We start from the raw sequence: 25,524 nt of genomic DNA on the forward strand, positions 1-25,524 counted from the left end.
TTATTTAAATTAATAAGATGAATACCTGGCTAGTGCCCTTCATGTTCGCCGCTGTTTTTCAGCTTAGCCAGCAGATCATACGCGCCTGTTACCACCACCTCACCTTCCGGCGCATCTTCCGGGAAGGTCACTTCCGTATAACCCAGTTCGCTGCTGCCTTTCTTTATTTCCAGCATATTGAAATGAAAGGTGCTGTCTGTGCCCGGTTTCTTCACAAATACATATGCCTTGTTTTCAAAATTCACCACAGCGGCATCGGGCAATGCCTTTACGGCAGCAGCACCGGTTTCAATCATCGCCTGGAGGTAAGTGCCCGGAAGCAACTGTGTATCTTCTTCCTCCAGGTGGCAATGCACCCTTACTGTACGTTCCGGGCTTATTTCGCGGCCAATCAGGTGAACCGTGGCTGTGCGCGGCGTAGTTTCATTGGCGAGCGTGAAGCGCACCAACTGACCGATCTTTAGCCGGGGTACATCTTTTTCAAACACGGTCAGCTCCGCATGCAGATGCTCCGTATTCACAATGCGGAAAAGTATATCCGTCGGCGTTACAAATTGGCCCAGGTTCACATTCACCTGTGTTACGTAACCGCTGATTGGCGCATATACGTTAATGGTACGCTGAATATTCCCTTTTTGTAAAGCAGGCAGGTTGATGTTCAGTACCGACAATTTTTGCCTGAGTCCATTTTCTCTGGCCTGCAGGGTTTGCCAGCTGGCTTTGGCCTGCTGCAGCGTTTTCCGGGCATTCACATTTTCTTTGGCCAATTCCTGCTGGCGGTCGTATTCCTTTGTGGCATACTCCAGCTGACTGCTTACTTCGAGGTAATCCTGCTGTAACTGGATGTAGTCGAGGTTTTCCAGTACCGCAATTACCTGCCCTTGTTTTACCGGCATTCCCTGCAACAAACTGGTTTGCTTTATAAATCCACCCATCGGTACAGAAATACTTACCTGTTGCTGCGGTGGTACATCTAGCAGCCCGTTTACTTTCACGGCGCCGCTGATCTGCCGGTTCTCAGGTTTACTATAAGTGATACCTGCTGTTTTAAACTGCGCAGCAGTCAACTCTACAACACCGGACTCCTCTTCATGATCATGGGCATCTGTAGTAGTGGGTGTTTGTTTACTTCCACAGGAAACAAATAAAAAGATGATAACGGTAAAGGCTATATGTTTTTGGAATAACTGCATAATGATATTTTTTTTGTTGATGACCTTACTGCTGACCGGCCAGATAAGCCATGTATAATTCTGCCTGTTTTACTTCATTGCGGGCAAGCAGGTATCCCTGCCTGGCTGAGAGCCCATGCTCCAGGTTAAGAAAATATTCAGCGTAGCCAATGTCTCCGCTGCTATATGATTTCTCAGATTGCTTCAGCAGCAACTCCACGTTTGGCAGCGACGTGCTTTCATAAAACTGCAGGCTGTTCCTGTTTTTGATAAACTGTTGTACCGCCTGCTCATACTGGGATTTCAGCTGTATCACATTATTATCAAACTGTAAACTGGCAGCCTGCTGCTGCTTTCCTTCCGCCTTTACTTTTGCTTTAAGTGGTCCCATCCAGATCGGCAATGCCAGTCCTACCTGGAATCCCTGGAAACGGTTGCTGTTGGTGGCCACCGGAGTGCCCGAAGCATTCAGCGGGGCGCCGATAAACGACTGGTTAAAATAACCTACCATGATATCCGGCAGTATCGCTGCTTTGAACAGCTTCTTTTGCTTTTCCGCAATGGTTACCTGCTGTTTCAGGTATTGCAGTTGCGGATTGGCAACTACTGCAGCGGAATCATTCACGAGGGAGAGCGTAGCTTCCGGTATAGTCGTTTCCGTTATAGTAACGGACGTGGTGATGCCCAGCAATGCCTGCAGCCTGGCAGTATAAATTTTAAGATCCGCCTCGTTTTGGCGCAGGGAGTTCTTTACTTCGTTGAGCCGTCCTTCAGCAGCGATCTTCTCCAGCATCCGGCTTTCCCCGGTGCGGTAGCGCAGATCCGCGCTGCGGACAAAGCTGGTGAAGATGCTTTCCTGCCGCATAATCAGGGCTTTGACCTCCTGCAGGTATAGCAGCTGTACATATACCTGTTTCACCTGGTACACCAGTTCATTCTGCGTAACGGCTTTAAACCAAACGGCTTTATCTACCTGCGCATTATTCAGTTCTTTCCTGGCGCCAAATACGGTGGGAAAAGGAATAGTTTGTGTTACGCTGTAGTTGTTGTCATTAGAAACATAACTATTCGTTTGTCCGTATTGCAGGTTCACATCTGTTTTGGGGATCTCTCCGCTGGCGCCTGTCATTTTACGGTAGTAACCGACGGAAGCATCGGCAGCCTTCAGTCCTTTGTTTTGCTGTAAGGCCAGCTGCACCGCTGTTTCCAGCGTCAGTGCCTGCGATTGCGCCACGGCTATCGCAGGAAACAGCAAACCTGTTAATATCCAGATCTTCATAATGTATGTTTTGAAAAACCTTTCTCAAAATAGATGTATAAACAGGGTAACACCAGGAGGGTGAGCAAGGTAGAAGTAATCAATCCTCCTATTACCACGGTAGCCAGCGGACGTTGTACTTCCGCTCCGGCGCTGGTTGCCAGGGCCATCGGCAAAAATCCGAGAGATGCCACAAAGGCTGTCATGAGCACCGGCCGTAATCGTGTAGCCGTTCCATTTAGTACCACGCTGTTCAGCTCATTCATGCCTGATTGTTTTAACCGGTTGAACTCTCCTATCAGCACAATGCCATTTAATACGGCCACGCCAAACAATGCAATGAATCCTACCCCGGCAGAAATACTAAAAGGCAACCCGCGCAGCATGAGCGCAAAAACGCCGCCTATGGCCGACATCGGGATAGCGGTAAATATGAGCAGCGATTGTTTTACAGAGTGAAAAGTAAAATAGAGCAAGCCAAAAATCAGCAACAGCGCCACGGGCACGGCAACGGCTAAACGCCGGTTGGCTTCTTTCAGATTTTCAAACTGCCCGCCGTACCGGATAAAATAACCAGCCGGGAGTTTTACCTCTTTGCCGATAGCTGCTTCAATCTCCTCTACCACGCTGGTGATGTCGCGACCACGAACATTAAAACCAACGATGGTACGCCTTTTCGCATCTTCTCTTTGCACCTGGTTGGGACCAGTCGTCATTTTTACTTCGGCTACCTCCTGTAGTGGCACCTGGTTGCCGGATGGCGTGGTGATGTACAGGTTTTGTACATCCGCCAGCTGCTGCCGGCTTTGCTGATCCAGTCGCAGTACCAGGTCGAAACGCTTCTCCCCTTCATATACCAGTCCGGCGCTCTGGCCGGCGAAAGCGGTATTGATAGTTTGATTAATGGTAGCGATATCCAGTCCGTAACGGGCTATCTTGTCCCGGTCGGCTGTCACCACTATCTGTGGCAGCCCGCCGGTTTGCTCTACGTACAGGTCTTTGGCGCCGGGCGTGCGGTTCACAATACGGCCTATCTTGTTGGCCAATGAAGCCAGCGTGGCGAGGTCTTCTCCAAAAATCTTAATTCCCACATCCTGTCTTACCCCGGAAATCAGTTCATTGAATCGTAACTGGATGGGTTGCGAAAAGCCAAAACTCACACCAGGTATGACCTCCAGGGCTTCCTGCATTTTATTAGCCAGTTCTTCCCGGCTGCGGGCGCTGGTCCATTCCTTCCTGGGTTTCAATAAAATGGTGAGGTCACAGGCTTCCATCGGCATCGGGTCTGTAGGTATTTCTGCTGCGCCTATTTTCCCAATCACTTCTTTTACTTCGGGAAACTGTTTCATTAATATACCGGAGGCCAGGCTCACTTTGTCGATTGTTTCCGACAGGGAGCTACCGGTGAGCAGCCTTGTTTCCACGGCGAAATCCCCCTCTTCCAGGGTGGGAATAAATTCTCCTCCCATCTTACCAAATAAAAATAAGGCGATCACAAAAAGCAGTATAGCCGCTCCCGTTACCAATGCTTTTGCGCGCAATGCGCCCCGGATAACGGGGTCGTATATACGCTGAAAGAAACGCATGAGGCGGTCGGCCACCGTAACTTTATTATCCAGGTTTTTACTCAGTATCAGCGCAGACATCATAGGCACATAGGTGAGCGACAGGATGAAAGCGCCGAGGATGGCAAAGGAAACGGTTTGCGCCATAGGCCGGAACATCTTACCCTCAATACCGGTTAAGGCGAGTATAGGCAGGTATACGATGAGGATAATGATTTCACCAAAGGCGGCGGTGCTGCGGATCTTGCTGGCAGCATCAAATACTTCGGTGTCCATTTCCTGCTGTGATAAGCGTACCAGTTGCCCGGCTTTGTTTCTACCGGCAAGATGGTGTAAAGTGGCTTCTACTATAATGACGGCGCCATCTACGATCAGCCCGAAGTCGATAGCTCCCAGGCTCATCAGGTTGCCCGATACCCCGAACAGGTACATCATGGAAATAGCAAACAACATCGACAGCGGGATCACGGAGGCTACAATCAGCCCTGCGCGCAGGTTACCGAGGAATAGTACGAGTACGAAGATAACGATGAGCGCTCCTTCTACCAGGTTCTTTTGTACGGTGCCCACTGCCCTGCCCACAAATTCGCTGCGGTCCAGGAAAGGTTCTATTACCACGCCGGGCGGCAGGGTTTTCTGTATCTGCGCGATCCTGGCTTTCACCGTTTTCACTACCTCATTGGAGTTTTTCCCCTTCAGCATCATTACAATGCCGCCAACGGCCTCTCCGCTTGCATTACGGGTAAGCGCTCCATAACGAACCGCGTCTCCCAGCTGCACAGTAGCAATATCTCTTATCAGTACGGGTAACCCATCCGGTGTATTCTTCACCACTATCTTTTCTATATCCGCCAAACTGCTGATCAGTCCTTCGCTACGGATGAAGTAAGCGTTGGGCTTCTTATCGATATAAGCGCCGCCGGTGTTCTGGTTATTCCTTTCCATTGCGTTAAACACATCGGCAATGCCCAGATGGTGGCTGCGGAGTTTGTCCGGGTTCAGCGTTACCTGGTATTGCTTCAGCATCCCGCCAAAGCTGTTTACTTCGGCCACACCCGGTGTTCCGAGCAGCTGCCGTCTTACATACCAATCCTGTATGGTACGCAGCTCGCGGGCGTTAAACTTTTCCTCATACCCCTTCTGCGGATGCAGCACATATTGGTATACTTCTCCCAGGCCGCTGGAAATGGGCGACATTTCCGGGGTGCCGATGCCGGGCGGTATATTGGTTCTGGCTTCGCCCAGCTTCTCATTCACTTGTTGGCGGGCCCAGTAAATATCTACATTATCATGAAATACAATGGTGACCACCGACAGTCCAAACCTTGAAATAGAGCGTATTTCCGCCAGTTCCGGTATTACCGCCATCGTTTGCTCAATGGGAAAGGTGATGAGCCTTTCCACTTCCTGCGCCGCGAGGGAAGGCGATTGTGTAATCACCTGCACCTGGTTATTGGTGATATCCGGTACTGCATCTACAGGTAAACGTAATAAGGAATACACGCCAAATGCCGCCAGGGCACACGTAAATATCCCTATCATTAATTTGTTCCTCACAGAGAAACGAATGATCTTATCCAGCATGATTGATTCAATAAGTAATAAAATGACGTACCATAGCCATATCACCACCGGTAAAAGGCACGGATATGCTCATAGCAAAACATCTGTAAAACGGATTAAACCAGCTGTGGGGGCTGCCAGATATTATCTGATAAGGAAGGAAGCGGGTTAACGGGCAACAACGGGTAATCCATAATGATCCGTTGTGCCATAAAATAAACGGAGACTGCCACACCGGGAGTAGCCTGTATATTACAACAACTGCATACGCACAGCGGCGAGCAGTAGTCCGGTTGCGTTTCGTGGTCGTGGGAAGTGGTAAGTTGTACCGCTACACTGCTGTTTACCGGCTGATAGTCGTTGCAGGGAATGCACGACAGCAGCAGGATATAACAGCTTAGTATGTAAAGTAACCACTTCATCTTTACAAATGTAAAAATTAAACTTAAAACCCCGCCGGAAAAAACTGCATCGCAGTTGCGGCTGAGATGATTTTATATTACGATTTGTACTTAAATTAGCCGCATGAATTGCCTGATAGTAGACGATAATAAGCTGGCACGTACCGCCATGAAGCAATTAGCCAGCCATGTGGAACAATTACAGGTGGCAGGTGAGTGCAGCAGCGCTATGGAAGCATATAATTTTTTACAGAAAGAAAAGATAGATCTCCTGTTGCTGGATATAGAAATGCCCGGTATGAGTGGCCTGGAGCTTACCCGCAACCTGGGGAAGAAACGTCCGGTGATCATCTTCACCACGGTAAAAAAAGACTATGCGGTAGAAGCGTTTGAGCTGAATGTGGCCGACTACCTGATTAAACCCGTACAACCCGCCCGTTTTATCCAGGCCATTGAAAAGGCCCGCGAAATCGCCGACAGTAATCACCGCGAACTACAGGTATCCGATACCGAGTTTGTATTTATACGTGATAATGGTATTCTGAAAAGAATAAAAACAGAAGACATCCTTTTCCTGGAAGCAATGGGCGATTATGTAAAGTTAAATACCCCGCAGAAATTCCACGCCATCCATACCACGCTGAAAGCATTGGAAGAAAAGCTGCCAGCAGGGAAATTCATGCGCGTGCACAGGTCTTATATCGTAGCGCTCGACAAAATTGAGTCTATTGAAGATGGCGCCATCATTATCAATAAGAACGCGATTCCCGTAGCAGATGCTTACCGTTCTGCCCTGAATAATAAACTGAACCTCCTGTAGCTCAACGACACTTTCCCCTTTTTGACCGATAGCTGCTGCCTGTTGGGCCATTAGTATTACCATCACTTTGGAAGCGGATGTACCTTTAGGTCGTCAAACAATTGATCACTAAATAAAATATACAGCCATGAAAAAGTTTGGTATTGTAATCGCCGCAGCTATGTTGTTTATGAGTGCATCATCTTTTGCACAGACCACTGCGCCTAAAAAAGAAACAAAAAAAGAAGCGACTGCAAAGGCGCCTGCTCACAAAACACATACGAAGCATCATCATACAGCAAAACCTGCTGCTGCTGCTCCGGCTGCACCCAAAGCAAAATAATTACATTGCTTTGTCAACATAATTAGCCTCAGCGAATTATCACGCTGAGGCTAATTATCTGAAGGAAGGAGCAATAAAATTGCTACTTTTATTGAACCGGCTTTCCTATATCAGCGTTTATATGTACTAAACTGTCATGCAGCCTAAAAGAATCAAATATTACCTCCTCGGCCTGTTCATTACCGGAATGATATTATTTGTGGTGCTGCAATTCAACTCCGCCAACAATATCCATAAGCTGATCAAAGGCAATGAACAGCTGTTACAGGAACTGAATGTAAAGAACGAACTCCAGAAGCTGCAAACCAATATGGCCAAAACCGACAGCAAGGTACGCGGCGCTGTTATTTCCCAGGACACTATTCATATTACCGGCATTGAAGCCGAAATAGCCATTATTAAGGCCGATCTTAAAGAGATCAATAAAATCATCAAAAACGATAGTACCGAGAAATTGCTCACCCAGCTCAACTACCTGGTAGATGAAAAGAACACTTTTAACCTGATGGTGCTGGATACGTTTTACAGTCAGGGTAAATGGGCAGCTGAAAGATTGATCAACAACCAGAAAGGAAAACGGCTGGGCGAAGCCATCAACGGCATTCTGCGGCAACTGGATACCACCCGGCAATCGGAGGTGAACCGTACTACCCACCTGATAGACAGCAGCGGGCAAAAAGCCCAGCGCTGGGGCACCGTACTGGTGTTCTTTGCCTGTTTAATGAGCCTGCTCGCGTTTTTATATATCACCAGCCGTATCCACCGCCAGGAGCAGCTCATAGAAGCGTTGGATGAATCGCAGCAGCAGGAGAAGAAACTGGCTACCATAAAAGACCAGTTCCTGGCCAATATGAGCCATGAGATACGAACCCCCATGAATGCAGTGATTGGCTTTACCAACCTGCTCAAAGCACAGCCTCTCAACGATAAATCAAAAGAATATGTAGGCGCCATAGAAAGCGCCGGCCAGAGTTTACTGGAGATCATCAACGACATCCTGGATATCTCCAAAATAGAATCCGGTATGATGCGCATAGAAGCTACCTCCTTTAGCCTGCGCAGTGTACTGCATGGCATAAACACCATGTTCAAACCCAAAGCCGAAGAAAAGCAACTCCGGCTGGTTGTTACCATTGAGGAAGATGTACCGGATATTTTATATGGAGATGTAATGCGGCTGACACAGGTGCTGGTAAATCTTACCAGCAACGCCATTAAATTTACCGGCGAAGGCGAAGTACGCATACATGTGGCAAAAGTATGGGCAGAAGAGAATGCAGTTCGTATATTGTTCTCCGTTAGTGACACCGGCATTGGTATTGACCCCGCTATGCAGCAAAGCATCTTCGACCGCTTTCACCAGGCGGAAGCCGCTACCACGCGCAAGTTTGGAGGAACAGGCCTGGGGCTCGCCATCGTAAAACAACTGATAGAATTACAGAATGGTTTTATTTCCGTGGAAAGCAAACCCGGTGAAGGCGCTACATTCAAAGTGGAATTGCCCTATACATTAGGTGAGTCATTATCAGAAGAAGGACATCACTATTTTACAGAGAACGACCAACTCCCCTTACACCCCGACGTGCGGCTGCTGGTGGCAGAAGATAATAAGATGAACCAGAACCTGCTTCGTCATTTGTTGGGTACCTGGCAGTTGCAGCATAAAATTGTTAACAATGGCAGGGAGGTATTGCAGGCATTAGACCGGCAACACTACGACCTGGTGCTGATGGATATACAAATGCCTGAAATGGACGGCTATACCGCTGTACGGGCCATCCGGCAGGAGCTGCATTCCACTATTCCCGTAATCGCCATGACCGCCCACGCAATGGCCGGAGAGCGTGAAAAATGCCTCCAGATGGGCATGAACGAATATATCTCCAAGCCTATTATTGAAGAGGAACTGTATAAGATGATCCAGGTGTACATTGGTAAACTGCCGCCCCGGGAGTTGCCGGCTGTTTATCCCCTGCCAAATGAAAATGGCGCGCAGCATCTTATCAACCTGAATTATCTCCATGATCTCTCCAAAGGCAATAGCCACTTCGAAAAAACGATGCTGGAGCAATTCATTGCGCAACTGCCTGAGGAATTATCATTGCTGAAACAGGCGGTGGTAGCGGAAGACATTCCTGTTATACGTTCCACCGCGCACAACCTGAAAACAACCGTATCCTTTATCGGTTTACAGGATCATTTGTATCCTATCCTGGAACCGCTGGAAAAACTACAGGAAAACAACTATCACCCCGGTATGGTGGCCAACCAGTTCAATACCCTGAAACAGCTGTGTATACAGGCTGTACAGGAGGCAATCCATATCCTGTTATAATTCCCTGCTATATATTACCGTACAATTTCCCCTGTTCAACGACAGTAATTCCCTGTTCACCGAAACATGCTGCCAATCCCTCCTTTGCTGATGTATTTTTACTACAGAAACTATAACAAAATATTCTTCATCTAATCATTTTAAAAAGACAACATCATGAAAAAAAGCCTGATCGCCGCTGTAGTAGTAATGAGCATTTCTGCTGCATCTTTCGCACAAGCACCAGCTGCTAAACCTGCAAAGAAAGCTGCTAAAACTGAAGCAAAAGCTGAAGCAAAACCAGCTGCTGATACTACTAAGAAAGCCGCTAAACATGAACATGCCAAGAAAGCTGCTCCTGCTGCTAAGAAAGCATAATTCAGTACCATACAGCGTTTGAGTTAATTGTCCCGTTGGCCTTTCCGGCTGGCGGGACTTTTTTCTTGTGTGAGGAATCGCCTTCGGGATCCCACACTACAGGATCGAGTAGGAAGTGAGGGATTATTTCCCTCACTGTCCTCTCACACCACCGTACGTACCGGTCTGGTATACGGCGGTTTGTTAGAATAATTTCTTCTGATGTTCTGTTTTCAGATAATAGTGTTGGTGGAACCCTACATACCCCTGCTTCCTGAAGTATTCACCCGTGAGTGTACTACATAGTATCGGACTGTGGGCTGTACGGCAATAACCCAAACTTGTGTTACTCCATCGCCACGCCTGACGCTTACTGATGCCTAGTTTTGTAAGATGTCGCCATCGCCCTTTGATCGTCTTCCATTGTTTCCACGCGCATATTCTTAATCGTTCGTATACCTTGCTATCTAATTTTTGCATCAACTTCTTGCCATCAGCTATTCTAAAGTAGTTTACCCAACCTCTGATGATAGATTCCAACCGCGATATCCGGTCTTTTTCTGGCATTGCGCTACTGCGGCCGGTTAACTCTCTAATTTTGGCTTTGATCCGTTGTTCGCTTGACAATGGTATTCTCATTCGATACTTCCCTTTAAAATCGCGGTAAAAAACAGAACCTTAATAATACACTGCTCGTTGGACAGCTGATTTTTGTCTTAGCACCGTTTACCTCACTCTGTCTGAAAAAAAAATTACAGGGCATTGTCCTTTACCCGGTCGAATAACGCGGCTCAACTCCTGCTGTATGGTCTTCTACTTCCGGCTTCCAACTCAATATAGCAGTTCTCTTACGTGTTTCGGTTGTTAACGCTTTGTTATGTATCGGCCAATTTCTTTGCCATTCTAACATTCGGTCCTTCGGTTTGTCTGTGAGACTTCCAACTTTACCCTTGTACTTCGGGAGATGGCTCACTTCCTACCTACTATGACCTCGGCTGACTCCCTGTCTGAAAAAAAAAACAGGGCCTCCCAGGGTAAGTGTTATCGCTTTCCATTCATGTAGCCGCTGCATCTACGTTGTTACAATCTGTGTAGCATCGGGCTTCTGTTTCTTTGGCAACATCACCCTTGTAACCCCGCCTCATATACAGTTTCTGTTCGTCAGCTCGAATGTTTGCCGCCAGCTTCCTTCAGATTCCACCTTACGATGGACACCCTTGCTTTGGGCTAATGCTCCCTGCTACAAAGCGCATTCGGGACTTGCACCCCAGAGCTATAACACATGCCTGGCACACCAAAAAAAAGAGCCCGCTTTGCAGCGGACTCTTTTCAATGATATCAATACACGGTTATTGTTTAGCACCCAAACCATCCAGTTTCTTTTTCACTTCTTCTACTTTTGCAGTGTTGTTTTTGATCGCATAGATCTTCTGCAGTGCATAGAGGCAGCTTTCGTAAGTTTGTTTGTCGCTTGCATCGAGGCTGCTGGCTTTAGCAGTAAAGCCTGCATCAGCTTTCTCGAAGAAAGGTAATGCCTGACCCATCAGTCCTTCTACTTTTCCCTGTAATTCTTTGGCTTTGGGAGAAGTTTGCTGTTTGCTGTCCAGACCATTCAGTTCTTTGTTGAAAACAACTGCGCGGTTAAAGTACAGTGCGCCCAGCTGGAAGTTAGCAGTAGCATCAGCAGGATTCATTTCGATAGCTTTCTTGTAAGCTGCTTCTGCTTTACCTATCAGTTCTTCGTAGTTAGCTGGTTTAGGAGCATCACCGCCTTTATCATCGCGGGGATTAGCCAGGTTATCTACGCGGATAGCGTAATCCAGTACAGCTGGCTGGTCGTTTGGATTTTCGGCAATCTTCTTTTCCAGCATGGTCAGTAATTCGTTGGTTTTACCTGTTTTGCTGTAGAAAGCCATTTCCATATCGTTAAAGCGTTTATCCTTAGGGAATAAAGCTTTAGCCTGTTCAATAGTTTTCAGCCAGTTTGCCTGGTCGCCTTTTTCTTCATACAGCTGACCCAGGATTACATAGAGTGCAGGTTCGCCTTTGAACTGCAGATCTGCTGCTTTTTTCAGATAAGTGAAAGCATCATCTTTTTTACCGGCCTGGTTGGCAGCGTAACCAACGTAGAAAGTGAGGGCAGTATCTGTAGGAATAGAGCCACCGAGGTTTTTACTGTTATAGAAGTCAGCTACTTCAAATGCCTGTTTGAAGTTGTACAGGGAGGAGTCCCATTTCTGCTCATTCAGGTTAGCATAACCGGCGTTGGCGATAGTAGCATATACATTGAATAACGGCTGGTTCATTTCCAGAACAGCTTCTTTCATTTTAGGATCTATTTCCAACGCTTTTTTGAAGGCAGCAAAAGCTTCTGTTGCGAGTGCAGAACTTTTCTGCTTGGTGCCCATAGCTTCCAGGATCTTACCATCTACCAGCCATGTTTTAGCGTCGTTCTTGGTCTTTTCATTCTGTAATGCTGCGTCAATATCCGCTTTGGCTTTTTCCAGATCTTGCTTCTTCAGGTTCTCATCCGCACTGCTAACTTTTGCCCGTTGTGCCATAACCGATACACCGGCCGTGCAAAAGAGAAGAGATACCAATAATTTTTTCATGCTTTTGTTTTTTTTAGTTGCTGATTACAATAAGAGTATGGTGCTCCAATAAACAGTAATACAACCAGTAGTATAGTTACCACTAAAAGCTGGCTGTATTTTTTTTATCAGAAACCGGTAACAGACCGGGTTAAGGACCTGTTACCGGCTATAATTTATTTATTCTTCTGTAGTGTCAGTAGCTTCACCGTCGGTTCCTTCCGGTGTATTGTCATTTTCACCTGCTTCAGGTGTTTCATTACTTGCTACAGCGGGCGTTTCGCTACCTTCTTCGCCTTCTTCTGCGTGGCTTACTTCTTCTTCCTGTTCATCCAGCCGTGCTACAGCGGCAATTTCGTCGTTATCATCCAGGCGGATCAGGCGTACCCCCTGTGTGGCGCGGCCGGCTTCGCGGATATCTGCAACAGCCATGCGGATGGTGATACCGGACTTACAGGTGATCATCAGGTCATGTTTCTCTGTTACATCGAGTATTGCGATCAGGTTACCGGTTTTCTCCGTGATATTAATGGTTTTCACCCCTTTACCGCCACGGTTGGTAATACGGTACTCATCGATGTTGGTGCGTTTACCGAATCCTTTTTCAGAAACCACCAGGATGGTTTTCTGCTCATCTTCTTTATTAACACAAACCATACCAACCACCTCATCTTTGTCGCTGTCTACCTCAATTCCTCTTACTCCGATGGCGCCGCGACCGGTGTCACGCACCGTAGCTTCAGGGAACCTGATAGCGCGGCCGCTCTGGATGGCCATCATGATCTGGCTGTCGCCGGTGGTCAGTTTAGCTTCCAGCAGTTCATCGCCTTCGTTGATGGTAATGGCATTCACACCGTTCTGACGCGGGCGGGAAAACTCTTCCACCATCGTCTTCTTGATGATACCCTTCTTGGTACAAAGTACAATATAATGGTTATTGATAAAATCTTTATCACTCAGGTCTTTAATATCGATGATAGCGCGGATCTTATCATCGGCCGGCAGTTGGATCATGTTCTGGATGGCACGTCCTTTACCGCTCTTCTCCCCGTCCGGAATTTCATAAACCTTCAGCCAGTAGCAGCGGCCTTTTTCCGTGAAAAACAGCATGGTATGGTGGGTGGAGGCTACGAACAGGTGCTCGATATAATCCTCATCACGGGTTTTACCACCAATGGCGCCACGGCCTCCGCGTTTCTGCTGACGGTAATCGTAGGCAGAAGTACGTTTGATATATCCCAGGTGAGAAATGGTGATCACCACATCTTCTTCTGCAATAATATCTTCAATCCTCATTTCGCTGGCGAGGTACTGAATTTCTGTTTTACGTTCGTCACCAAATTTCTTCTTCACTTCTTCCAGTTCTTCGCGGATGATCTTCATACGTAAAGATTCATCAGCCAATACTTCTTTCAGGTAAGTGATCAGTTTCATGATGTCGTCGTACTCAGCGCGGATCTTATCGCGTTCCATACCGGTAAGACGTTGTAAACGCAGTTCCAGAATAGCTTTCGACTGTAACTCAGACAATCCGAATTCTGTCATCAGCCCTTCCTTCGCAATATCAGGCGTAGCAGCGGCGCGGATCAGTGCAATCACCTGGTCCAGGTGATCCAGTGCGATCAGGTAACCGGCGAGGATATGCGCTTTTTCTTCTGCTTTACGCAGGTCGAAGCGGGTTCTTCTCACTACTACTTCATGACGGAAATCGATGAACTCCGCGATCATATCTTTCAGGTTCAGGATACGCGGACGGCCTTTTACCAGCGCCACGTTATTGATACCGTAAGATGTTTGCAGTTCGGAGTATTTAAATAACTGGTTGATGATCACATTGGAGATAGCTTCTCTTTTCAGATCAATTACCAGGCGCATACCTTCACGGTCACTTTCGTCGCGTACATCGGAAATGCCTTCAATTATTTTATCATTTACCAGCTGTGCAATTTTCTGGTGCAGCACTGCCTTGTTGATCTGGTAAGGCAGTTCGTAGATCACCAGCTTTTCGCGGCCGTTTTTCGCGGTTTCGGAGGTAATTTTACCTCTTACCACTACCCTGCCCCTGCCGGTTTCAAAACCCTGCTTAACGCCTTCAAAACCATAAATAACACCCCCTGTCGGGAAATCCGGTGCTTTGATGTGTTTGATCAGCTCTTCTATAGTGATCTCTTTGTTTTCAATGTAGGCAATGGCGCCATCCACCACTTCGCTGAGGTTGTGGGGCATAATGTTGGTAGCCATCCCAACGGCGATACCGGAAGCGCCATTCACCAACAGGTTGGGAATGCGGGTAGGCAACACGGTAGGCTCTTCGAGGGTGTCATCGAAGTTGTTGGTAAAGTCCACCGTTTCCTTTTCGATGTCTTCCAGCATGGCTTCTGCGATCTTCTGCAGGCGGATCTCGGTGTAACGCATGGCAGCCGGCATATCGCCATCTACCGAACCGAAGTTACCCTGACCATCCACCATCGGGTAACGCATGCTCCAGGGTTGCGCCAGTCGTACAATGGTGTCATAAATGGAAGCATCACCATGCGGGTGATATTTACCCATTACCTCACCCACAATACGCGCTGATTTCTTGTAGGCCTTGTTACTGTGGTTGCCGAGTTCATTCATTCCGAATAAAACGCGCCGGTGCACAGGCTTCAGACCATCTCTCACATCGGGCAAGGCACGGCCTACGATCACGGACATAGAGTAATCTATGTAGGCCGTTTTCATTTGCTCCTCGATATTTATCTGGACAATTCTCCCTTCCTGATGATTTTCCGTATGCTCTGTCATTTTGTGTGTTGATTTACAGTTTTTTCTGCGTAAAACAGATAAAGGCAAATATAGCCATTTCAGCCCTTATTCCGGCCTAAAAATCAAAGAATGTGAATAAAAAACACCATAGGGATTAACGATTATATGGCAATATCGATATATGATTGATTTACACAATGAATAAGAACCATTTATATGGCATTTGTGTTATAGTAAAACAACCCTGTTTTTGATTTATCTGCAATATGTTAAGACCCTTTAATATATTAGAATATAAATATTGGCAAAGTATTTGTTTCTAAGAGACTGATAATCAATTGTTCGAATCAACGGAAAACATATATATAATAAGAACAAATCCGAATTTGCCTTAAAATTCGAACATAAGTATAAAAAGTGCTGTTATTCCCCTGATTCTTAATCACTTTTCTAAAGAAGACTATGAAGAACATACTGTTGTTTGGAGCCGGTAAATCGGCCACCAGTTTGATCGACTATCTGTTGGCAAATGCACCCAGGCAAAAATGGCATATCACTGTGGCCGATCACGATCTTTCGCTCATCAAATCCAAAACAGGAAAATCATATTATGCTACCCCCGCCGCACTTGATATCAAAGACAGTGCGGCCAGACAACAACTGATCCGGGACACTGACCTCGTGATCTCCCTTTTACCCGCCACCCTGCATATCCTGGTGGCTAAAGATTGCCTCGCGGCAAAAAAGAACCTGCTCACCGCCTCTTATATCGATGAAGAAGTACGGCAACTGCAACCCGAAATTGAAAAAGCCGGTTTGCTCTTTATGTATGAAATGGGACTGGATCCGGGCATTGACCACATGTCGGCCATGAAGCTCATTCACTCCATTGAAAAGAAAGGCGGACAGATCTTCTCCTTTAAATCCTACTGCGGTGGTCTTATCTCCCCCGACAGCAATGATAATCCCTGGCAGTACAAAGTATCCTGGAACGCCCGGAACATTGTAATGGCAGGCATTTCCGGCGCCACCTACAAAGAAAAAGGAAAAGTAAAGGAACTCAGCTACGAACAACTTTTTGATCATACCAAAACCATCCAGGTACCCGGCATCGGTAAACTGGCCTTCTATCCCAACCGCGATTCACTCGGATATATGCAGGCGTATAAGCTGGAAGAACTGGCCACCTTTATGCGCGCAACCCTCCGGTACCCCGACTTTTGTGAAGGCTGGAATGCCCTGATAAAGCTGGGTCTGACAGACGATCGTCATAAAATTGCCACAGATAAACTTACGTATACTGACTGGTCCACCAAATCCGTTAAAGAAGGAACAGGTACCCCGGAAGAGAATATAGCCCAGTTCCTGGGCGTTAGTACCAAGTCCAAAGTGATCCGCCAGTTAAAATTCCTGGGATTATTAAATACAGAAGTCATAAATTTAGGGGAGCAAACCAACGCCGGCGTCCTCCAGTTCCTGGTAGAAAACAAACTTAAAATGGAACCTGCCGACAAAGACATGATTGTAATGATGCACGAAATTGAGTTTGAACGGCGCAACATGGCCACCAGGATGCACAGTTACATGATTGTTCAGGGCGAAGACAACATACACACCGCAATGGCTAAAACAGTGGGGCTTCCGCTGGGCATCATGGCCAAGATGCTCCTCCAGGACAAGGTAACATTAACAGGACTACAAATACCGGTAATGCCGGAAGTATATAACCCCGTTCTAAAAGAATTAGAAGAGTACGATATCAGATTTGAAGAAAGCTTTGAATAAGCGCAAAGTTATTTTTTTCCTATGATGGACTCTAATCGGGCACAAGGACTTGTGATACCTCCCCTGAAACGGGGAGGTTTTTATTTTTATAAGATACTTAGTAATTCCAACACGCCTTCTGTAGCGGGCTTTTCAATCAGGTGCAGGTTATCTGCTGCTCCTACTTCAGGAATTTTACGGTCGATGATATACACCGGCACATCCGGCTTTACATACTGCAACAGGCTTGCCGCCGGGTATACCTGCAAAGAAGTACCTACTACCACAAATACATCAGCCTCCCATACCTCCCGCGCGGCCTTTTCAATCATAGGCACTGCCTCGCCAAACCAAACGATGTGCGGGCGCAACTGTCCGCCGTCTTCTGCCAGATCGCCCATCTTAATATCTTCATGGATCTCATAAATCAGTTCCTCGTTATCTACGCTGCGCATCTTGAAAATTTCGCCGTGCAGATGCAGCACACGGGTAGAGCCTCCCCTTTCATGGAGGTCATCGATATTCTGGGTGATAATCCTTACATCATACTTTTCTTCCAGCTTTGCCAGGCCCGTATGCGCGGCATTGGGAAGCGCCGCTTTCACATCCTGCCGGCGGCCGTTGTAAAAGTCCTGCACCAGGGCAGGGTTCTTCTGCCAGCCCTGGGGGGAAGCTACTTCATATACATCGTAGCCCTCCCATAATCCGTCCGTGTCTCTGAAAGTCCGGAGGCCACTTTCGGCGCTGATGCCGGCTCCGGTCAGCACCACCAATCTTGGTTTCATGTGAATTCGTTTATTGGTTTACGTTAGTTGGGGTTCTGCGGGATTTCCATCTCCCAATTCCTTTTTTATAAAAATAAAAATAAAAACAATACCAACAATCAAAGGCCATGCACTCAATATGCCCAGTGCAAAAGATAGAAGCCCGTTCCAGCCGTCTTTAAACGACAACCAGGACCGCTGCAGGAATCCCGGCGACTGCGGATCTGAATTGGCCATGAGCTGGAATTTTCTCTGACGAATAGCTGACCGGAATTCCATAAACGGCGAAGGTTATCTTCCAAAAGAAAGACAACCTTCGCATTCATATCTCTGTAAAAATACTTACTTCTTCATACCTCCCATTTCCATGATCGCCTCAAACTCTTCCGGTTTCACATCGCATACAGATAAGCGTCCCTGGCGGATGAGCGACAGGTTAGCCAATCGTTTTTCGGCTTTCATCTGTGCCAGCGTTACGGCTTTTTTAAAGGGTTTTAATGGTTTAAGGTCTACCACTACCCAGTTTGGATCGGGTGTAGTGGGGTCCTGGTAGGCTTCTTTGGCAACAGTGGCCAGCCCTACTATTTCCATCCCTTCATTGCTGTGATAGAACAGTACCTGGTCGCCTTTTTTCATGCCCCGGAGATTGTTGCGTGCCTGGTAGTTACGCACGCCATCCCAGAAGGTGATCTTATCTTTTACAAACTGATCCCAGGAATATTTAAATGGTTCAGATTTCACCAGCCAATAGTTCATATAGCATTCAATTTTCGTAATCAGATTGTTGGAATTACCAGCCGCTGGCCAATACATCTGCTATGTGCATCACTTTGATGTTGGTACCATGTTTACGGATATAACCATCCAGGTGCATCAGGCAGGAAAGGTCGGTGGAGATCAGGTAATCGGCGCCGCTGTTAACAGCGTTGTGTACTTTCTGTTCGCCCATTCCAATTGAAATAGGTTCAAACTTAACGGCGAAAGTACCGCCAAATCCGCAGCAAACTTCGCAGTCGTTCATCTCTTTCAGCTCCAGTCCTTTTACTTTTTCCAGCAGTTTGCGGGGGCCTTCTTTAATATGGCATTCCCGCAGGGCGCCGCATGCGTCGTGATAGGTAGCCACCCCGTTGAGGGTAGCGCCCAGGTCTGTTACATGCAATACGTCTGTGAGGAATTCGGTAAACTCGAAGAGGTTTTTCTTCAGCAGTTTCACATCGTTGTGTGCGGCTGAATTATCGAACAATTTGCCATAGTAGTTTCTTACAAAACCGGTGCAGGAACCGCTGGGCGCAACAATGTAGTCGAAGGTTTTAAAGTCCTTTACAAACTTGGTAGCTACGGTACGGCATTCATCCTGGTACCCGGCATTGTAGGCCGGCTGACCACAACAGGTTTGTTCCGCATTATACATTACATTACATCCCAGTTTCTCGAGTACCTTCACCATATTGAAGGCAGTTTCAGGAAACAGCTGATCTACAAAACACGGTATAAATAACTGTACATTCATCTCTATAGCTTTTAGCGATTAGCCCTTAGCTCTTAGCTAACTTTCTTTGCAATGCAATCATCTTCAGTGCAGTAATGGCAGCTTCTTCCCCTTTATGGCCGTGAGCCCCGCCGAGTCTGTCCTGCGCCTGCTGTTCGTTATCTACCGTCAGAATTCCAAATATAACAGGAATGGGTAACTGAAGGTTCAATTGAAGAATACCTTCTGTTACGGCTTTACACACATAATCAAAATGAGGTGTTTCGCCACGGATCACGCAACCGAAAGCAATAATAGCGCCAGGCTGTTTGCCGGTGCCTTTGGTGGTTTCCCAGTATTGTTTACAGGCATAAGGTAATTCGAAAGCGCCAGGGACAATTATTTTTTCTGATTTGGTGATGTTGTACTGTGTGAGGGTCTTTTCGCAGCCGTTTACCAGTTCATTCACGATGGCATCATTCCATTCGGTATACACCATAACAACACTGGCATCCTCCAGGTTGAGAATGCCAGCGTCATTTAATAAGCTTTTATTGTGCTCGGACATATTCTATAGCTTTGGGCTGTTGGCAGTTAGCTGTCAGCTAAAAACTAACAGCTAACGGCTAATAGCTAGTTCTTTACATCTCCCAGTCTTGCCAGGTATTTGTCCATTTCACGACCTTCGTTAGTCGTAGGAAACTTCTCTTTAATTTCTTTGTAGATAGTGATGGCATCCTGTGCTTTACCAGCTCTTTCCAGGGCCTGGCCTGCACGGAACAGGTATACAGGGGCCGTCAGTTCATTATCGTTGTAGTGACCTGCTTTTTTGTAAGATTCAATACCTTCTTCTGCTTTATTCAGCTCCATGTAAGCGTCGCCGATCAAACCGTAGGCAGTGGGTTGCAGCAGCAGATCATTGGAACTAAAAGATTTCAGCATGTCGATACCTTTCTGGTAATCGCCCAAACGGATATAGCAAACGCCTGCACTGTATTTAGCGAGGTTACCGGCTTTGGTGCTGCCGTATTTATCTGCTACCTGGATGAAACCATAGTTATTACCGTCGCCGTTCAGTGCCAGTTTGAATGAATCTACCGCGAAGTAGTTCTGCGCATGGAAAATCATTTCCTGTGCTTTGTTTTCATTTGGCTGTTTTACAAAACGGTTATAAGCGAAGAAACCGCCTACCACTACTACTACAGCCAATACGGCTATAGAAATAACATTTTTGTTTTTATAGAAGAAATCTTCCGCCTTGTGCATGGATTTCTCCAGGTTAAAATCTTTTGTAGGTTGAGGCACGGTGGCTTTATCTTTAGTTTCTGCCATTGTAAGGTGTAATTGTGATTGCTTGGTTATTAAATATAGGGTTTAGCTGTAGGCTTTAAGCCTTTAGCAGATGCAGCCGGGCTACATTTACTAAAGGCTTAAAGCAGATAGCTAAATACATTAGTCAACGATGAATGGATAATCTTCCTGAACGTAAACGTCTTTCAGCAATTCATCATCGGCTGGCCACGGAGATTCTTCTGCGAATGTTACACACTCTTCCACTTCTGCTTTTACGCGTTCGTTGATCGCTTCGATTTCTGCTTCGGTAGCCCATTTATTTTTCTGAATAACTCTCAGTACTTCGTTGATCGGATCTTTTTCCTTATATTCTTCGAGTTCTTCTTTTGTGCGGTATTTGGCGGGATCACTCATAGAGTGACCACGGTAACGGTATGTTTTGATTTCCAGGAGAGTTGGACCGCCGTTTTCACGACCACGTTTCACCGCTCTTTCGATACCATCGTGTACAGCTTCGCAGCTCATACCATCGATAGAATCGGCCGGCATTTCGTAAGCATCCGCCAGCTTATAGATATCCAGTACGTTGGAGGTACGTTCTACAGAAGTACCCATAGCGTACATGTTATTTTCACAAATGAAAATTACCGGGAGCTTCCAGGTCATGGCCATGTTAAAGGTTTCATGGAGGATACCCTGACGGGCAGCGCCATCACCAAAGAAACACAACACAACGTTGTCTGTTCCTTTGTACTGCTCTGCAAGCGCCAGTCCGGCACCCGTACCTATCTGAGCTCCAACAATACCGTGGCCACCGAAGAAGCCATGCTCTTTGGAGAAAAAGTGCATACTGCCTCCCTTTCCTTTCGAACAACCGGTTGCCTTACCATACAGTTCAGCCATACAAGCTTTAGCGGAAATTCCTTTTGCAATTGCCAGCGCATGATCGCGGTAGGCCGTGATGAATTTATCCTCCGGCTTGGTAGCTGTCATCGCACCAGCAGCAATTGCTTCCTGTCCTATGTACAAATGACAAAAGCCACGGATTTTTTGCATCCCGTACAATTGGCCTGTCTTTTCTTCAAAGCGGCGCAGCAAAAGCATCAATTCATACCAGTACAGATATGTCTCTTTGGTGAATTTCGTCTTCACGTCTGTTTTAGTTTGCACTCTTTCTAAATTTGTTCGCAAATATAACAGGAAAATCGTAAAATATAAATATCAATTCTAATTCCCATTAAATTATGCAATTTCATCAATTTCAAACAGTTTTGCATTTATTTGCACGGGAATCACAGGGAAGTTCCCATTAGAGCGGTTTTTTATCACTTATATAAGTAATAAATTTCGCATATTATTATTTACGAATAATCTTTTTCTTTGCTTTATATAAATAAAATATCACTCGTCCAGTTCAAAAATTACAGCCAGGCGACCTTTTCCTTCGGACACAGGATCGTAGGCATCACCGGCCGCAACGGCGCCGGTAAAACAAACCTGCTGGACGCCATCTACTACCTTTGCTTCACCCGCAGCTATTTTACCAGCAGCGAAAGTCAGAATACCCAGTACCAAACCAACGGCTTCCGCCTGGAAGGCTATCTTGAAAAAAATAACCAGGAAGAAAAAATCGTATGCACCCTTAAAGAAGGCCGGAAAGAGGTAAGCCTTAACGAAGACCGGTACGACCGCTTTTCACGGCATATCGGGCAGTTTCCCGCGGTAATGATTGCCCCGGACGATGCGGACATCATTCTGGGAGGCAGCGAAGAAAGACGCAAATGGCTGGACAGCCTCCTCTCCCAGCTGTACCCGGAGTACCTGGATCACCTGATCATCTATCAGAAAATATTATTACAACGGAACAGCCTCCTGAAAAATATGGCAGCTACCGGGCAGAACCAGGACAGCCTGCTGGATGTATTCGATCTGCAACTGGTGATGCACGGCGTACCTGTGTACGAAACCCGCAAAGCTTTTCTCCAAACCTTTATCCCACAGGTACAGCGCCTGTACGATTATATTGCCGGCACCCACGAAGTAGTGAATATTCAATACCAGTGCACCCTTCAGGAAGAGGATTATGCGGTACAGCTGCACCAGTCCAGATACCGCGACATGCAATTGCAACGCACCACCACCGGTATTCACCGCGACGACCTCCTCTTTTTACTGAACGGCCACCTCATGAAAAGCAGCGCTTCACAGGGACAGCGCAAAAGCTTTTTATTTGCACTGAAGCTGGCACAGTTTGAAGTGATCCGCCAGCATAAAAAGTTTCCTCCGCTCCTGTTGCTCGACGATATATTTGAAAAGCTGGACCAGGAAAGAGTGAGCCGCCTGATTGCATTGGTAGCCAGCGATAATTACGGCCAGGTGTTCATCACCGATACACACGCAGAGCGCCTGCAACAGGCATTTGCAGGCACCGGCGAAGCTATACAGCTGATAACGATATAGCTTTTAGCTTCCCCGGCAAAGTTGATCACCAAAAGCTAAAAGCCAATCATTGAGAAGCAAAAAATCACTAGCTTCGCACCATGCGTCATGGAACTACCAGTATCGGAGATGCGCTCCGGGAATTTATGAACAAGAGCAGGATGAAACCCCGTCTCACGGAAGTGCGCATCCAGGAAAACTGGGAGAAACTGATGGGTAAAACCATCGCCCGCTACACACAGAGTATCCAGTTGATTGATCATAATCTGATCGTTACAACTACGGTAGCGCCGCTAAAACAGGAATTAACTTATTCGAAAGACAAGATCATCAAGCTGGTGAACGAAATGCTCGGAGAGAACATTGTAAAAGAAGTGATGATCCGGTAAGTATCAGTTGGAGGCAAACTGGTGAATCAGTTCGTTGATATCGCTTATTTTCAGGGAGGTTTGCAGGTTTACGATCAAAAAATCATTTTCGTCCTGCACCAGCATTACCACATTACCCAGCTCGTCGTCTTTCCCCTTGTTGAGTATATGAACCAGGCTTCCCTTTTCTCTCACTTCCATCAGCATCTCAAAATTTTCATTCCGCTGCAGGTTACTTTTCAGATCGGCGATATCGTCGTAGCTCACCGTAGCGCCCTTTACGTTGGAGATGGTATACATCTTTACCCTGCGCACATTTTTAAGCGCATGTTTGATCGCCCTGGCATCGGCATCTTCGCTATCAAACGACAGGCATAAACTTCCCAGCTGGAGCGCAAATTTGCCAATGTTCACAGTATGCACTTCCGCGCTTCCCTTGTACTTGTTGCGGAATTCACGCAGGCATTTATCCTGGGCTTTTACAGCGGTAGCAGATAGAACAATACAGCTTGCAGCAATGAGTAATGATTTCATGGGGGTGGTTTTAAAAGTTATTTCTTCTTCACATTTTTTAGTTTATCCATTCCCTGGATATTCACGCCGTTGGCGATCTGGGATATTTCATTGAGATCCATTGTGCCTACGAGGCTCATAGCCAGGAACTCATCGGAGCTGCCTACCAGCATTACCAGTTCATTGATATTGCCTTTTGCATCTTCCTTGACAAGGAACTTCAGGTCGCTGTCTTTATCGCGTACCGTCATCAGCTCTTCAAAATCGCTGCCCAGGAAGGCCGCTGCCTCTTTGTATAACCGCGGGCCGTCTTTCGTGCTTTCCTTTGTGAGGATACGGAGTCCCTTCAGTTTCTGGATCACCTTCATCATGCTTTTGGCATCTGCATCGCCGGGATCTACTTTGGCGAACATGCTGAACATTTTGGGTGTGATGGTGATAACGGTGAAACTGCGGTCGTTCTCATACTTCTGGAAAAACCGTTCTATAACGCTTCCCTGCTGCGCGAAGAGGTGAAAACTGGCGAAGACCGCCAATAGTAATAACAAGAATCGTTTCATCTTTCTAAATTTATATCAGGTTTTAAAATGGCCGTTAGTCTTCCTTGCCTTCTACCACGGCGGTAGCTTCATTGAAATAAGACAGCTGCTGCATCTTTGAAGTGCCTTTGTGCAGGTTTTTAGCCAGCAGCTGCAAAGCTCTCTTTGTTTCATCCAGCGCTTTCTGCGGATCGTTCATTTCCTGCTGCTGTAAGGCCACCAGTACCTGCTGCTCACGCTGCTGGTGCTGTTTGAGCGCATAGCCGATACCTACCGCTACCATGATCACGGCAGCATACTTCATCCAGTGCCGCCAGGGCGACAGCTTCACCACTTTTACCGGCGGCGCTTCCCATACTTTTTCCGCCTCCCGGTGAAAATATCCGAACAAGGGGGCTGCTTCCTGCAATGCTTCCGGCAGGGCCGGATGTGGTGTACTGAAAAAATCCCGCAACACCGCTTCCTCTTCAAGGGAAGTTTCTCCTTCCCAGTACTTTTCCACCAATACAGTGATTTCTTTATAATCCATATACCTGCAGGTTTTGTAGTTTTTCGCGTACCGTTTTACGGGCACGGTGCAAATTCACTTTAACGTGGTTCATGTCTATATCGAGTATGTCGGCGATCTCCTGGTAGGAATGTCCGTCGATGTCCCTCAGCTGAAGGATGGTACGGTACTTTTCCGGCAGGGCATTGATGGCCACATGCACTTTTTCCATTACATCGTTCTGTTCTGTGACCGCATGCGGACTTTTCTGGTGCATTGCCGGCAACTCTCCTGCCTTGTCCAGTTCATCAGACATCCGGTATTTCCTGGCTTTGATTTTGTCCAGGGCCAGGTTGCGGGTGATGCGCATACACCATGCTTCCATGTTTTGCAGCTCCGCCATCTTCTCCTGCATGTCCCATACTTTCATCAGGGCATCCTGGGTAATATCCTGCGCGTCTTCCTCGTTGCCCAGCAGGCGGAAAGCAAAGCGGTAAAGCTTTTGCCTGACTGGAACTACCTGGGTAAGGAATCGATCTAATGACATGCAGAATAGTACGTTTTGAAAGAAGACGACTGTAAAAAGAAGATGTTACAAAGATGCGGATATTTTTTTTGCGGGGATCGCCTCCGGCGATGGAAATTGTCTTGGAGCAGGATTACGCTGATTATACTGATTTTAAGGATTTGATCATATATGATTTTATAAAAGATTCGGGGAGATAGAAGCGAATGTTGTCTTTCTCAGGATTAAACTGATTTAACTGATTATATTTTT

General features: G+C 46.7%; 25 protein-coding genes. 7 read left to right on the top strand and 18 right to left on the bottom strand.

The annotated features are described in order from the left end of the window. Positions 1-29: 29 nt before the first annotated feature. The 4 genes from ACMXI2_RS12580 to ACMXI2_RS12595 all read right to left on the bottom strand — a co-directional run bounded on the left by ACMXI2_RS12580 (position 30) and on the right by ACMXI2_RS12595 (position 5,980). The gene (locus ACMXI2_RS12580) at positions 30-1,193 is read right to left on the bottom strand and encodes an efflux RND transporter periplasmic adaptor subunit (protein ID WP_483781921.1); all 1,164 of its coding nucleotides are present in this window, start codon (positions 1,191-1,193) and stop codon (positions 30-32) included. 25 nt (positions 1,194-1,218) lie between these two features. Then, the gene (locus ACMXI2_RS12585) at positions 1,219-2,451 is read right to left on the bottom strand and encodes a TolC family protein (protein WP_483781922.1); all 1,233 of its coding nucleotides are present in this window, start codon (positions 2,449-2,451) and stop codon (positions 1,219-1,221) included. Further along, a complete protein-coding gene (locus ACMXI2_RS12590; RefSeq protein WP_483781923.1) occupies positions 2,448-5,579 on the bottom strand; it encodes an efflux RND transporter permease subunit in 3,132 nt (1,043 codons plus the stop codon). Before ACMXI2_RS12590 ends, ACMXI2_RS12585 begins: the two co-directional genes overlap by 4 nt. A 95-nt stretch (positions 5,580-5,674) precedes the next feature. Beyond that, entirely contained in the window at positions 5,675-5,980 is a 306-nt protein-coding gene (locus ACMXI2_RS12595) for a DUF6660 family protein (protein ID WP_483781924.1), read from the bottom strand. A gap of 103 nt (positions 5,981-6,083) precedes the next feature. Between ACMXI2_RS12595 and ACMXI2_RS12600 the strand changes: the two genes are divergently transcribed. From ACMXI2_RS12600 to ACMXI2_RS12615, 4 genes are all read left to right on the top strand, one after another. Next, positions 6,084-6,779 (top strand): LytR/AlgR family response regulator transcription factor, encoded by a 696-nt coding sequence (locus tag ACMXI2_RS12600; RefSeq protein WP_483781925.1) that lies wholly within the window; start codon positions 6,084-6,086, stop codon positions 6,777-6,779. A gap of 127 nt (positions 6,780-6,906) precedes the next feature. Then, a complete protein-coding gene (locus tag ACMXI2_RS12605) occupies positions 6,907-7,101 on the top strand; it encodes a hypothetical protein (protein WP_483781926.1) in 195 nt (64 codons plus the stop codon). 136 nt (positions 7,102-7,237) lie between these two features. Next, on the top strand, positions 7,238-9,436 hold the full coding sequence (locus ACMXI2_RS12610; protein ID WP_483781927.1) for a hybrid sensor histidine kinase/response regulator: 2,199 nt from the start codon (positions 7,238-7,240) through the stop codon (positions 9,434-9,436). A 156-nt stretch (positions 9,437-9,592) separates the two neighbouring features. Further along, positions 9,593-9,793 carry a hypothetical protein gene (locus ACMXI2_RS12615; RefSeq protein WP_142687064.1) on the top strand — a complete coding sequence of 67 codons (201 nt, stop codon included), beginning with the start codon at positions 9,593-9,595 and terminating at the stop codon, positions 9,791-9,793. Positions 9,794-9,976: 183 nt separating this feature from the next. On the opposite strand, the gene ACMXI2_RS12620 is transcribed toward ACMXI2_RS12615, so the two are convergent. The 3 genes from ACMXI2_RS12620 to gyrA form a co-directional block, all read right to left on the bottom strand. After that, positions 9,977-10,411, bottom strand: a complete 435-nt coding sequence (locus ACMXI2_RS12620; RefSeq protein ID WP_483781928.1) for a group II intron maturase-specific domain-containing protein — start codon at positions 10,409-10,411, stop codon at positions 9,977-9,979. A 710-nt stretch (positions 10,412-11,121) separates the two neighbouring features. Next, positions 11,122-12,384 carry a tetratricopeptide repeat protein gene (locus ACMXI2_RS12625; protein ID WP_483781929.1) on the bottom strand — a complete coding sequence of 421 codons (1,263 nt, stop codon included), beginning with the start codon at positions 12,382-12,384 and terminating at the stop codon, positions 11,122-11,124. A gap of 159 nt (positions 12,385-12,543) precedes the next feature. Then, on the bottom strand, positions 12,544-15,150 hold the full coding sequence (gyrA, locus tag ACMXI2_RS12630) for a DNA gyrase subunit A (RefSeq protein WP_483781930.1): 2,607 nt from the start codon (positions 15,148-15,150) through the stop codon (positions 12,544-12,546). A 423-nt stretch (positions 15,151-15,573) separates the two neighbouring features. Between gyrA and ACMXI2_RS12635 the strand changes: the two genes are divergently transcribed. Beyond that, positions 15,574-16,896 (top strand): saccharopine dehydrogenase C-terminal domain-containing protein, encoded by a 1,323-nt coding sequence (locus tag ACMXI2_RS12635; protein WP_483781931.1) that lies wholly within the window; start codon positions 15,574-15,576, stop codon positions 16,894-16,896. 86 nt (positions 16,897-16,982) lie between these two features. Here the strand turns inward: ACMXI2_RS12635 and ACMXI2_RS12640 are convergent, their stop codons facing one another. The 7 genes from ACMXI2_RS12640 to pdhA form a co-directional block, all read right to left on the bottom strand. After that, the gene (locus tag ACMXI2_RS12640) at positions 16,983-17,660 is read right to left on the bottom strand and encodes an SIR2 family NAD-dependent protein deacylase (protein ID WP_483781932.1); all 678 of its coding nucleotides are present in this window, start codon (positions 17,658-17,660) and stop codon (positions 16,983-16,985) included. 18 nt (positions 17,661-17,678) lie between these two features. Next, on the bottom strand, positions 17,679-17,918 hold the full coding sequence (locus ACMXI2_RS12645) for a hypothetical protein (protein WP_483781933.1): 240 nt from the start codon (positions 17,916-17,918) through the stop codon (positions 17,679-17,681). A gap of 63 nt (positions 17,919-17,981) precedes the next feature. Next, positions 17,982-18,395 (bottom strand): EVE domain-containing protein, encoded by a 414-nt coding sequence (locus ACMXI2_RS12650; RefSeq protein WP_079472477.1) that lies wholly within the window; start codon positions 18,393-18,395, stop codon positions 17,982-17,984. A 34-nt stretch (positions 18,396-18,429) separates the two neighbouring features. Next, positions 18,430-19,149: a (Fe-S)-binding protein gene (locus tag ACMXI2_RS12655; protein ID WP_483781934.1), complete on the bottom strand. Its 720-nt coding sequence runs from the start codon at positions 19,147-19,149 to the stop codon at positions 18,430-18,432. Positions 19,150-19,174: 25 nt separating this feature from the next. Continuing rightward, positions 19,175-19,675, bottom strand: coding sequence for a 6,7-dimethyl-8-ribityllumazine synthase (gene ribH, locus ACMXI2_RS12660; protein WP_483781935.1), 501 nt, complete (start codon positions 19,673-19,675; stop codon positions 19,175-19,177). A gap of 65 nt (positions 19,676-19,740) precedes the next feature. Next, the gene (locus ACMXI2_RS12665) at positions 19,741-20,439 is read right to left on the bottom strand and encodes a tetratricopeptide repeat protein (protein WP_483781936.1); all 699 of its coding nucleotides are present in this window, start codon (positions 20,437-20,439) and stop codon (positions 19,741-19,743) included. A gap of 120 nt (positions 20,440-20,559) precedes the next feature. Next, positions 20,560-21,552: a pyruvate dehydrogenase (acetyl-transferring) E1 component subunit alpha gene (gene pdhA / locus ACMXI2_RS12670; RefSeq protein ID WP_079472478.1), complete on the bottom strand. Its 993-nt coding sequence runs from the start codon at positions 21,550-21,552 to the stop codon at positions 20,560-20,562. Between the two features lie 228 nt (positions 21,553-21,780). Here pdhA and recF point away from each other — a divergent pair, with 228 nt between their 5' ends. Together recF and ACMXI2_RS12680 are read left to right on the top strand one after the other, a co-directional pair. Further along, positions 21,781-22,860: a DNA replication/repair protein RecF gene (gene recF, locus ACMXI2_RS12675; protein WP_336388527.1), complete on the top strand. Its 1,080-nt coding sequence runs from the start codon at positions 21,781-21,783 to the stop codon at positions 22,858-22,860. An 80-nt stretch (positions 22,861-22,940) separates the two neighbouring features. Next, positions 22,941-23,228 (top strand): DciA family protein, encoded by a 288-nt coding sequence (locus ACMXI2_RS12680; protein WP_079471932.1) that lies wholly within the window; start codon positions 22,941-22,943, stop codon positions 23,226-23,228. A 3-nt stretch (positions 23,229-23,231) separates the two neighbouring features. On the opposite strand, the gene ACMXI2_RS12685 is transcribed toward ACMXI2_RS12680, so the two are convergent. From ACMXI2_RS12685 to ACMXI2_RS12700, 4 genes are read right to left on the bottom strand one after another with little or no spacing between them, the layout of a single operon-like run. Further along, positions 23,232-23,741, bottom strand: coding sequence for a DUF4252 domain-containing protein (locus tag ACMXI2_RS12685; RefSeq protein WP_483781937.1), 510 nt, complete (start codon positions 23,739-23,741; stop codon positions 23,232-23,234). A 17-nt stretch (positions 23,742-23,758) separates the two neighbouring features. Next, positions 23,759-24,280, bottom strand: a complete 522-nt coding sequence (locus tag ACMXI2_RS12690; protein ID WP_483781938.1) for a DUF4252 domain-containing protein — start codon at positions 24,278-24,280, stop codon at positions 23,759-23,761. Between the two features lie 34 nt (positions 24,281-24,314). Further along, positions 24,315-24,788 (bottom strand): hypothetical protein, encoded by a 474-nt coding sequence (locus tag ACMXI2_RS12695; protein WP_483781939.1) that lies wholly within the window; start codon positions 24,786-24,788, stop codon positions 24,315-24,317. Then, positions 24,778-25,293: an RNA polymerase sigma factor gene (locus ACMXI2_RS12700; RefSeq protein ID WP_483781940.1), complete on the bottom strand. Its 516-nt coding sequence runs from the start codon at positions 25,291-25,293 to the stop codon at positions 24,778-24,780. The genes ACMXI2_RS12695 and ACMXI2_RS12700 overlap by 11 nt, the downstream gene beginning before the upstream one ends. Positions 25,294-25,524: the final 231 nt, after the last annotated feature.

The sequence above is a fragment of the Chitinophaga sp. G7 BAM 1005 genome (genome assembly GCF_057126945.1).

Excerpts from the sequence above, each read along its gene's own strand:
- ACMXI2_RS12580 (WP_483781921.1), bottom strand. The coding sequence starts at position 1,193 with ATGCAGTTATTCCAAAAACATATAGCCTTTACCGTTATCATCTTTTTA.
- ACMXI2_RS12585 (WP_483781922.1), bottom strand. The coding sequence starts at position 2,451 with ATGAAGATCTGGATATTAACAGGTTTGCTGTTTCCTGCGATAGCCGTG.
- ACMXI2_RS12590 (WP_483781923.1), bottom strand. The coding sequence starts at position 5,579 with ATGCTGGATAAGATCATTCGTTTCTCTGTGAGGAACAAATTAATGATA.
- ACMXI2_RS12595 (WP_483781924.1), bottom strand. The coding sequence starts at position 5,980 with ATGAAGTGGTTACTTTACATACTAAGCTGTTATATCCTGCTGCTGTCG.
- ACMXI2_RS12600 (WP_483781925.1), top strand. The coding sequence starts at position 6,084 with ATGAATTGCCTGATAGTAGACGATAATAAGCTGGCACGTACCGCCATG.
- ACMXI2_RS12605 (WP_483781926.1), top strand. The coding sequence starts at position 6,907 with ATGAAAAAGTTTGGTATTGTAATCGCCGCAGCTATGTTGTTTATGAGT.
- ACMXI2_RS12610 (WP_483781927.1), top strand. The coding sequence starts at position 7,238 with ATGCAGCCTAAAAGAATCAAATATTACCTCCTCGGCCTGTTCATTACC.
- ACMXI2_RS12615 (WP_142687064.1), top strand. The coding sequence starts at position 9,593 with ATGAAAAAAAGCCTGATCGCCGCTGTAGTAGTAATGAGCATTTCTGCT.
- ACMXI2_RS12620 (WP_483781928.1), bottom strand. The coding sequence starts at position 10,411 with ATGAGAATACCATTGTCAAGCGAACAACGGATCAAAGCCAAAATTAGA.
- ACMXI2_RS12625 (WP_483781929.1), bottom strand. The coding sequence starts at position 12,384 with ATGAAAAAATTATTGGTATCTCTTCTCTTTTGCACGGCCGGTGTATCG.
- gyrA (WP_483781930.1), bottom strand. The coding sequence starts at position 15,150 with ATGACAGAGCATACGGAAAATCATCAGGAAGGGAGAATTGTCCAGATA.
- ACMXI2_RS12635 (WP_483781931.1), top strand. The coding sequence starts at position 15,574 with ATGAAGAACATACTGTTGTTTGGAGCCGGTAAATCGGCCACCAGTTTG.
- ACMXI2_RS12640 (WP_483781932.1), bottom strand. The coding sequence starts at position 17,660 with ATGAAACCAAGATTGGTGGTGCTGACCGGAGCCGGCATCAGCGCCGAA.
- ACMXI2_RS12645 (WP_483781933.1), bottom strand. The coding sequence starts at position 17,918 with ATGGAATTCCGGTCAGCTATTCGTCAGAGAAAATTCCAGCTCATGGCC.
- ACMXI2_RS12650 (WP_079472477.1), bottom strand. The coding sequence starts at position 18,395 with ATGAACTATTGGCTGGTGAAATCTGAACCATTTAAATATTCCTGGGAT.
- ACMXI2_RS12655 (WP_483781934.1), bottom strand. The coding sequence starts at position 19,149 with ATGAATGTACAGTTATTTATACCGTGTTTTGTAGATCAGCTGTTTCCT.
- ribH (WP_483781935.1), bottom strand. The coding sequence starts at position 19,675 with ATGTCCGAGCACAATAAAAGCTTATTAAATGACGCTGGCATTCTCAAC.
- ACMXI2_RS12665 (WP_483781936.1), bottom strand. The coding sequence starts at position 20,439 with ATGGCAGAAACTAAAGATAAAGCCACCGTGCCTCAACCTACAAAAGAT.
- ACMXI2_RS12680 (WP_079471932.1), top strand. The coding sequence starts at position 22,941 with ATGCGTCATGGAACTACCAGTATCGGAGATGCGCTCCGGGAATTTATG.
- ACMXI2_RS12685 (WP_483781937.1), bottom strand. The coding sequence starts at position 23,741 with ATGAAATCATTACTCATTGCTGCAAGCTGTATTGTTCTATCTGCTACC.
- ACMXI2_RS12690 (WP_483781938.1), bottom strand. The coding sequence starts at position 24,280 with ATGAAACGATTCTTGTTATTACTATTGGCGGTCTTCGCCAGTTTTCAC.
- ACMXI2_RS12695 (WP_483781939.1), bottom strand. The coding sequence starts at position 24,788 with ATGGATTATAAAGAAATCACTGTATTGGTGGAAAAGTACTGGGAAGGA.
- ACMXI2_RS12700 (WP_483781940.1), bottom strand. The coding sequence starts at position 25,293 with ATGTCATTAGATCGATTCCTTACCCAGGTAGTTCCAGTCAGGCAAAAG.